Source organism: uncultured Mobiluncus sp. (genome assembly GCF_902488535.1).
Lineage (GTDB): Bacteria > Actinomycetota > Actinomycetes > Actinomycetales > Actinomycetaceae > Mobiluncus.
This window is the reverse complement of sequence record NZ_CABTWO010000033.1, coordinates 1-9,106: the sequence shown is the minus strand read 5'-3', so window position 1 is coordinate 9,106 and position 9,106 is coordinate 1. Positions and strand designations below refer to the sequence as shown.

The 9,106-nt window shown below is 61.3% G+C and carries 4 protein-coding genes; all 4 read left to right on the top strand.

Annotated elements, in window-relative coordinates; translation table 11 throughout:
• A partial coding sequence (locus RDL66_RS08715) for a hypothetical protein (protein ID WP_308536578.1) occupies window positions 1-236 on the top strand: 236 nt, incomplete at its 5' end.
• A 9-nt stretch (window positions 237-245) separates the two neighbouring features.
• Window positions 246-935, top strand: a complete 690-nt coding sequence (locus tag RDL66_RS08710) for a PKD domain-containing protein (RefSeq protein ID WP_308536577.1) — start codon at window positions 246-248, stop codon at window positions 933-935.
• 174 nt (window positions 936-1,109) lie between these two features.
• Window positions 1,110-6,131, top strand: coding sequence for a 2-oxoacid:acceptor oxidoreductase family protein (locus RDL66_RS08705; RefSeq protein ID WP_308536576.1), 5,022 nt, complete (start codon window positions 1,110-1,112; stop codon window positions 6,129-6,131).
• 17 nt (window positions 6,132-6,148) lie between these two features.
• Window positions 6,149-8,965 (top strand): sulfide/dihydroorotate dehydrogenase-like FAD/NAD-binding protein, encoded by a 2,817-nt coding sequence (locus tag RDL66_RS08700; RefSeq protein ID WP_308536575.1) that lies wholly within the window; start codon window positions 6,149-6,151, stop codon window positions 8,963-8,965.
• Window positions 8,966-9,106: the final 141 nt, after the last annotated feature.

Sequence of the window (9,106 nt, the reverse complement as noted above, 5' to 3'; positions counted from 1 at the left end):
TGTTTCGGTATACGTCTGTTTCCTGCACCCCGGTCCTTAAACAAGGAAATTGCCGGGGCAATTTCATTTATGGTTATTTTGCCGGCTATTCTCCACCTATAAATCCAAAAAATATTTCATCTTGGCAAAAAAGTTGGCAATCCACACTTCGTTTCCGTGTGCTTCCTCGAAATCCCAGGCAGGCGGCTCCTGTCCCGGCTGGCATCGGCTTGGGTAGCGCACTTCTGGCGCGGTAGCTTGAAAAAGTGAGTTTTTCCCGGCGCGCCCGTATGTTTACTGCAGCTATCGTGACTTCATTTGCGCTTTCAGGAGTGGGGGTCGACTCGGCGAACGCTCTCGTCGGGGATTTCAGCGGGATTGGGAATGTGATTCAGGGGGTCGTCAGCGGATCCTTCGCCGGCTCCAACTCGTATGTGTATAACCCACTTCTTTCGAAGTCCGGCGCGAACGGCAAGGGCGGGTCGAAAGGTAAGAAAACCAGTCTTTTCCTGCAAAATTCCTATGACTGGAACCGGGAGCTACGCAAGGCGCTGAAAGTCAAAGTTGAGCCCCCGAAATTGTTTATGAACCCCGGTAAAGGCCGCGTGGCCGTGAATAAAGACCTGTTCATCTGGGCGGACGCCAAGCCTCAAAAGTTCGTAAAAACAGTGGCGTCGCAGACCTTGACCATCACCGCTGTCCCGGTTAGGTTTGAATGGAAGTGGGGCGACGGCGAAACTACGGATTCCGGCGCGGACGCGGGAGCGCCTTGGCCAAACGGCACCGTCACCCACAAATATCAACGTATCGGCCGTTACAAGATTACCTGCCGGATTCACTGGCGGGCGACTTGGGTTATTGGGAAAGAAAAACCTCAGAAAATTCCCGGCGACATCTACACCGATAGCACCTCATCCGAGTTCCTGGTCAAATACCTGATTCCCTACCTTTCCTAAATCCCAAACCGCGCCAACCCTTGCATTCCGAACAGTCCCAGGGGTCACGGCCAACAACCTCTCATTCTGAGTTCTCGCGCGGGCAAAGAGATGTTACTAAAATCAGGGTAGGATTCGAATCACTGGGCCACGGCCACGCAATCCCAAAATCATCCCATCGGAGAGGAATCTGTAATGGTAGACCAGCCGAAGTATCCCGGCAAAGTGGAAGTTATCAACGGCAACGGTGCGGTTGCCCGCGTAATGAACATGGTGTGTGGAGGTGTCATCGGCTATCCCATCACCCCTTCGACGGAAATCTCGGAAACGTTCGAAGCTGCGGTGGCGGCAGGTCAAAAGAACGTGTGGGGTCAGCACCCCTTCTTCTTTGAGCCCGAAGGCGAGCACTCCGCCCAGTCCGGGGCGATGGGCGCGGCCCTGACCGGCGGCAAGTTCATCTCGAACGCCTCCAGCTCGCAGGGTATCCTCTATGGTTTGGAGTCCCACTTCGTCACTGTCGGCAAGCGCATTGGCGGTTTCGTGCTGCAGGTCGCGGCGCGCGTCGTTTCCCGCCACTCGCTGAACGTGATGGGCGGCCACGACGACGTATATGCCCTGCTCCCAGCCGGTTACACGGTCCTGTTTGGGGCAAACCCGGAGGAGGCCGCGAACCTGGCGCTGATTTCTTACCGCGCCTCGTCGCTGTCCTTGATTCCGGTGGCGAACTGCATGGATGGTTTCGCGACTTCCCACATGATGAGCGAAGCGCGCCTGCCGGAAGCCGAGCTGGTCAAGGAATACTTGGGCGACCCCAAGGGCTACATTCCCTGCCCCACCGCCGCTCAGGAAATCTTGTTTGGCGCCAAAGGTCGGGTTTTCCAGTTTGGTCAGTTCCTGGAGAGCAAAAGGTCGGTGCTGGCGCCCGCCTCCCTCGAGACGCTGCGGTCGTTCCTGAACTGCGCCGATAACGCCGACGCCATCGAAAATGACTGCTGCGGCGAGCTGTTTGACCGGGAAATCGCGGGGCATCTGCCCGCGGCGGAAGTCGCCAAGTGGCGCCGCCAGTGGGTCAACGCTCCGGCGCGAGGCACCCGCAAACTTATCCCGTCCCTGGTGGATGTGGACAATCCGGGCTTGACCGGTCCGGTGCAAAACCAGCCGGATTTCCAAGCCGGGGTAGCCGACCACCGCACCCACTTTGTGGCGGACGTGCCGCGCCTAGTGCGCCAGGCGATGGACGAATATAACGCCCTGACCGGCAGCGATTACGCCCCGGTGAAAACCTTTAACTGCGAGGATGCGGACGTCATCATGGTCGGTGTCGGCTCGATTTGCGAGGACGTGCGGGCGGTACTGCCGTACTTGCGGAATCAGGGTCTCAAGGTCGGTCTGGTCCAGATTGTCATGTTGCAGCCGTTCCCGGAGGCCGAGTTGGTGGCGGCTCTCAAGGGCGCGAAAGCCGTGACGGTGCTGGAGCGTTCCGACCAGGCGGCCTTGACGAAGTTCGTCAACGGCGCCCTGGTGAAATCCGGCCAAAACGCGGGGGCCGCCAAGCGTGACCTGCCCGCGCGCTACCCCGATATTCCCGCCGTGAAAACCGGGGAAATGCCCCAGCTGTCCACCGGATTCTTTGGCTTGGGTGGCCACGACGTCCAGCCGCGCCACCTCATCGCCACGTTCAAAGCGATGCAGGCCGGCGACCTCGCTCCCGAGTTCTATATCGGCTCGACGTTCTTTGCCGATGACGCGACCGGGGAACAAAAGGCGATGCAGGACCGGCTGCGCGAAGCCTACCCGGACACCGCCAAAATGGCCCTTCACCTGGAAGAAAACCCGAAAGACCTGCTGCCCAAGGAAGCGATGCGGATTCGATTCCACTCGGTGGGCGGCTACGGCACGATTGCGACCGGGAAACTACTGGCCGACATTTTGGCTGAAATGCTGCACTTGCACAGCAAAGCCGCCCCGAAGTACGGTTCGGAAAAATCGGGAGCGGCCACGAACTACTACATCACGTTGAGCCCGGAAACCATTAGGATTACGAATGCCGAGCTGGAGGACGTAGAGATTGTGGTCAGCCCGGACCACATGGTGTTTGCCCACACGAACCCGCTGAAGGGCTTGGCCGAGGGCGGGACGTTTATCCTGCAGTCCGACAAAACTCCCGCCGAGCTGTGGGCGAGCCTGCCGCGCCGCGCGAAACAGATCATTCGAGACCGGCACATCAACCTATTTATCCTCGACGCGTTCGGGGTCGCGCTGAAGCACGCCCCGGATCCGGGCTTGCAAACCCGCATGATGGGTGTGGCTTTCATCGGGGCTATCGCCACCAAGGTCGACCGGATTGCTTCCGGGGCCAGCGAAGCGGATATGTTGGCCAAGATTCGCGAACAGATCGAGCACAAATTCGGGGCGAAAGGCCCGGCGATTGTGGAAGCCAATATGGCGGTGGTCAAGGACGGGGCGGCCGCCACGCAGAAGGTCGATTGGGAACAGCTCGACGCCGACCCGGGCACTTCGGGCGCGGCTCAGGGTGGCGGATCTGCCCAGTCTCGCCCAGTTTTGGACGCCTCCCTATCAGCCACGATGTGCCAGCGCGGCTCTACCGGCTGCGCGCTGACTGCCGGGCTGTTCGACCGAGATTATTTCCGGCGGGTCGTGGCGGAACCGTTTGCCCAGGGCACCATCAGCGAAGCCCCGGTTTACCCTGGCACCGGCTACTTCCTGCCCCCGGCGTCCTCGGCCACAAAGGACAAGGGCCTGTTCCGCCGGAACATTCCGGTGTTCGAGGCGAGCCTGTGTACCGGCTGTATGGAATGCGCCCTGGCCTGCCCGGACGGGGCGATTCCGAACACGGTGTTTGGTATCGACACCTTGCTTCAGACGGCTATAGATCAGTCGGGCGAGGCCGGTGCCTCTCTAAAGTCGCAGGTGGACGCCATTTCTGAGGCGATGCGGGCCGCACTGCTGGACACGAAAGCGCGTCCGGAAATCGCCGACGTCTTTACCACGGCTGCGACCTCGCAAAACGCCGACCCCGCAGCGGTGGCGGCGGTGGCCGACACGTTACGAACCTTCCCGGTGGCGCGCACCCGACCGTTCTTTGACTCCACCGAAAAACGCCAACCCGGCGCGGGAGTGCTGTTTAGCGCGACTATCGACCCGTGGAAGTGCACCGGCTGTCTGGAATGCGTGGCGGTGTGCGGCCCGAACGCCCTGATTGGCACCGACCAGGACGACGAGGTGCTGGCCACGGCCCAGCAGCGGTTCGCGTTCCTGACGAAACTGCCAAATTCTCCCGCTGAATTCAGCGACCCGAACGGCGGGCCCAGCCTGGATATGAAACGGATTTTCCTGAACCGCGACAACTATTACGCTACCATCGGCGGACACGGGGCGTGCCGCGGGTGTGGCGAAGTCACGGCTGTGCGCCAAACTATGGCTCTGGCCAACGATATTAATAACGGCCGGGTTTCACGCCACCGCCAGGAACTCGAGGAGTTGGTGGCGGCTCTGGATGCAAAGCGTCAAACCGTTACCGATGCTGAGCTCGGCGCCCTGATTGACCAGGTGCGCGAGCGTTTGGAGCAGCGTCTGTACCGTTACGAAGGGCCGGCAGGAGGGCGGGGCCCGGCGGCCGCGGTGATCGCCAACTCGACCGGGTGTTCCTCGGTTTATGCCTCGACCGCGCCGTTCAATCCCTACCAGCAGCCGTGGGTCAATAGCCTGTTCCAAGATGCCCAGCCCCTGGCGAAAGGCATCTACGAGGGTCTGGCGGCCGATTTGTCGATGGACGTTTTGGCGTTGCGGCAAGCCCGGGCCATTTTGGCGGGCGCGACCGGCGCGGACATTCCGAACGACGCTCCGGAATGGAAACAGTTCACGGACGAGGAACTCGCGTTGATGCCCGCGGTCATGTCCATCGGCGGCGACGGTGCGTCCTATGACATCGGCTTCGGGGCGATGAGCCGTATTTTGGCGTCCGGAACCCCGGTGAAGATGCTGGTGTTGAACACGGGAGCCTACTCCAACACGGGCGGCCAGGCCTCCACAGCCTCCCTGGAGGGCCAGGACGCGGACCTGTCCCGCTACGGCAAATACTTGAAAGGCAAGTCTGAGCAGCGCAAAGAGCTGGGCCTGCTGGCGGCAATGCACCCCAACGTCCTGGTGGTGTCCACCTCCACGGCCTACCAAGGGCACTTCCTTAAGAACGTGTCACACGCTCTGGCCCAGGTCGACTACCCCGCGCTGATCGACGTGTACACGCCCTGCCAGCCCGAACACGGTATCGGGGACGACATGGCTAGTGAACACAGCCGCTTGGCGGTGAAATCGCGTGTCAGCCCGCTGTTTGTCCACGAACCGGCCCACGACGAGTTCAGCGACCGCTTCATCATTGACGGCAACCCGGATGTGAAAAAGCTGTGGTCGAGATACAAACTCAGCTACCATGACGCGGACGGTAACGCCCAGCTGATGGACCTGCCCTACACTCCGGCGGATTTTGCCTACTCTGAGCTGCGGTTTAAGAAACACTTTAGGCCGCTGCCGGAAAACGCCGAAAACCCGACGACGGTGGCGGACTATGTAGAGATGGACGCGGACACTCGCGACACCGCTACACCATTTATCTATACGAGCGGCGCGGACGGCGGCCTGGCGAAAATCCAAGTGTCGCCCTCCATCGTGAAACTGACCGAGCAATGCCGGGAACACTGGACTTTCCTGCAATACCTGGCCGGACAAGACCTGGCCGAGGCCCGCAAGGCGCATGCCGACCTGGAAAAGGAGCTGACCGAAGCTCGTGACGCCGCCGCGAAGTCGCAGGAAGAAACCATTGAACTCATGGCGAAAGCGATGGCAGAAGTCGCCGCGACCGGCACGACCACGACGCCGCTACCGTTCTTGGGCGGATTCGGCGGGGGAGCCAGCACGGCTGGGGGCGCCTCCGGAGCAGCCGCGTCCGACGCCGCCACGGCAGACTCGGGCGCGCCGTTCCGCTACGAGCTTGCGAAAATCGCCCAATGCACGGACTGTAAGACCTGCTACCAGGAGATTCCCGAATACTTCGAGCCGTCCACGGAAATCATTGACGGCAAGCCCACCCCGGTAGCGCGGCTCATTCCCGGCTCGCTGGAAAGCGTGGAAGTGACCGACGAACTGCGCGCCCGGGTCGCGAAAGTTGTCGCGAACTGTGACGCGGAAATCATCTTGTGACCAGGGAGGGGAAACCGATGCTTGACACGACGAACACGGTACAGCTCAACATTTTGGAACGCCGGTTTAACGCCGACCCGAAACTGTTTCAATCCATGTTTGTGGCCGAGGGCCTGGCCCAGCTGCACGCGGCTTTTGCCGCTGGGGAACTGCCCGAGGCGATGACCCTGAAAATTTGGGAGCTGCTGGAACGCGAGGACACGGTGGGGCGCATCATGATGCGTTTCCTGTGGAATCTGCCGCTGGGCAAGAAACGCGTGTTTATCCGCGCGATTGATACCTGGCTGTCCGAGCGCTACCCGATGTTTGCGGGGGTGAGCGAAAACTGGCCCGCCGCTAACCATGTCGCCCCCTACGTGCGGCCGGCCTCCCAGCGAGTGCACGACTTTGACCTAGTCACGCAAGGGTATCTGGGGTATCTGACCCAGGGCTATTCCCAGCGGGAAGTCGACCTGTTTGTGTGGCTCGAATCGATGCGGGACAAGCACTGCGCGGATCGGCCCTGTGAGCTGGGCGAGTTCTTGCGGGGCCGCAAGGTCGGGGGTTGCCCGGTCCAGATCCATGTCCCGGACGTCATGCAGGCCATCGCGGAAGGTGATTTTGACCGGGCACTGCGTATCGTGGAGGAGTCGAACCCGCTGCCGAACGTGACCGGGCGGGTTTGTCCTCAGGAGCTGCAGTGTCAAGGGGTGTGCGTGCACAAGGCGCGTCCCATCGAGATTGGTCAGTTGGAGTGGTTCTTGCCCCAGCGGGAAAAAATCGTGCACGGCAACGAGGCGATTCTCAAGCGTTTCGAGGGGCGTCCCGACCCGTGGCAGACCGCGGAAAAGCCCCCGATAGCTATCGTCGGTTCGGGTCCCTCCGGGTTGATTAACGCGTTCTTGCTGGCAAACCAGGGTTTTCCGGTCACCGTGTTCGAGGCGTTCCACACCCTGGGCGGGGTGTTGAAGTACGGGATTCCCGAGTTCCGCCTGCCCAACGAGCTGGTCGACGACGTGGTGGACAAGATTCGCCTGCTGGGCGGGCGTTTCGTGACGAACTTCGTGGTGGGCAAGACCGCGACCTTAGATGACTTGAAAGCGGCCGGTTTTTGGCGCATTTTCGTCGGTACGGGCGCGGGGCTGCCGAAGTTCATGAACGTGCCCGGCGAGCACCTCAACGGGGTCATGAGCGCCAACGAGTTCCTGACTCGCGTGAATCTGATGCACGCGAACCTGCCCGACTATGACACGCCCCTGCCCGAAGTCGCCGGTAAAGAAATCCTGGTGATTGGTGGAGGAAACACGGCGATGGACGCGGCACGCACCGCCCGGCGCTTGGGCGGTCACGTCACTATTGTGTATCGGCGCACCAAGGCCGAGATGCCGGCCCGTGTGGAGGAACTGCATCACGCTTTGGAAGAGGGCATTGTCGTGGCTGAGTTGCGCGCGCCCACCGAGTTTCACGAGGACGAAAACCACCATGTCGCGGGAGCGAGCGTGGGGGTGATGGAGCTGGGGGAGCCTGACGAGTCCGGGCGGCGCCGGCCCCAACCAACCGGGGAAATCCTGGAAATGGACGCTGACCTGGTGATTATGGCGCTCGGAAACAGTTCCAATCCGATTATTCGTGATTCGCAGCCTGACCTGGCAGTGCAGCAGTGGGGCGCAATCAAGGTCGGGAAAGAGGCTGCCGGCGGTGAGGCCGGTGCTGGTGGGGCCGCTGGGGCCGCTGGGGCCGCTGGGGCCGCCGAAACCCCCTCGCAAGCCACCAACCTAGAGGGAATCTACTCCGGCGGAGACGCTTCTCGTGGCGGCTCGACCGCGATTAAGGCAGCCGGAGATGGGCAAGCGGCCGCCCGCCAGATGGGGGACCTGGCCGTGCACCTGGAACCGGAGGAAGTCCGCCAGCGGGTGCAACGCGCTTTGGAATATACCCAAAGCGCCGCCTCGGCCTACCGAATCTTGGAGAAACGCCAACTGTCGGAACGGACTTGGGAGATGAAACTGCACGCCCCGGCGGTCGCCCGCGCGGTGCAGCCCGGCCAGTTTGCCCGGTTTATGACCCACGAAAAAGGCGAGCTGATTCCCCTGACCGTGGCCGATTTTGACCGGGAGCAGGGCTGGATTTCCATCGTGGTGCAAGCGGTGGGCAAATCGACCCAGATTATGTGCGCGATGGAAGTTGGCCAGGCGTTTTACGGGATTGCCGGGCCGCTGGGCTTGGCGTCCAAGATGGAACATTTCGACCCGGCCACCCAAAGCGTGTGTTTCGTGGCTGGTGGGGTCGGGTTAGCGCCCGCCTATCCGATTGTGCGTAAACACTTGGAGCTGGGCAATCACGTGACCCTGGTGCTGGGAGCGCGCAATCGCGACCTGCTGTTCTGGACCGACCCGGACGGGGACCCCGCCGGGGATAGCCCGGAGCGTGTCGAAGTGTTGCGCCGTCAGTACCCAGATTTGCTGGATGTGGTTTTGACCTCGGACGATGGGTCGTTTGGGCGTCAGGGCGTAGTGACGTTGCCGCTGGAAGAGATGCTGCGCGACGGCCGCGGCGATGGGCGCCAGATTGCGGAAATCACCACTATCGGACCGCCGATTATGATGAAGTTTGTCTGCCTGTTGACCGCGAAGTACGGTGTACCGACAGTCGCGTCGCTGAACTCGATTATGGTTGACGCGACCGGAATGTGCGGAGCCTGCATGGTGCCTTTTAACGACCCGGAAACTGGCAAGCTGGTACGCAAACACGCCTGTATTGACGGCCCTGAGCTGGACGGACACGCCATCGATTGGGATAAATTCCTGCCTCGATTCAACCAGTTTAAGACCCAAGAAAAAGCCGCCCTCAAGTAAGCAATTCCCCGCGGATATTTGTTGCGGGGTGGTCGCTCGGGGGCGCTCGCGAGAGGCGGAAGGGGGAGTACCCCCTCGCGTTTTGCGCGACTATTGTCGCAAAACGCTCACCCCCCAGCCTCTCGCTGAGTCGCCCCCAAC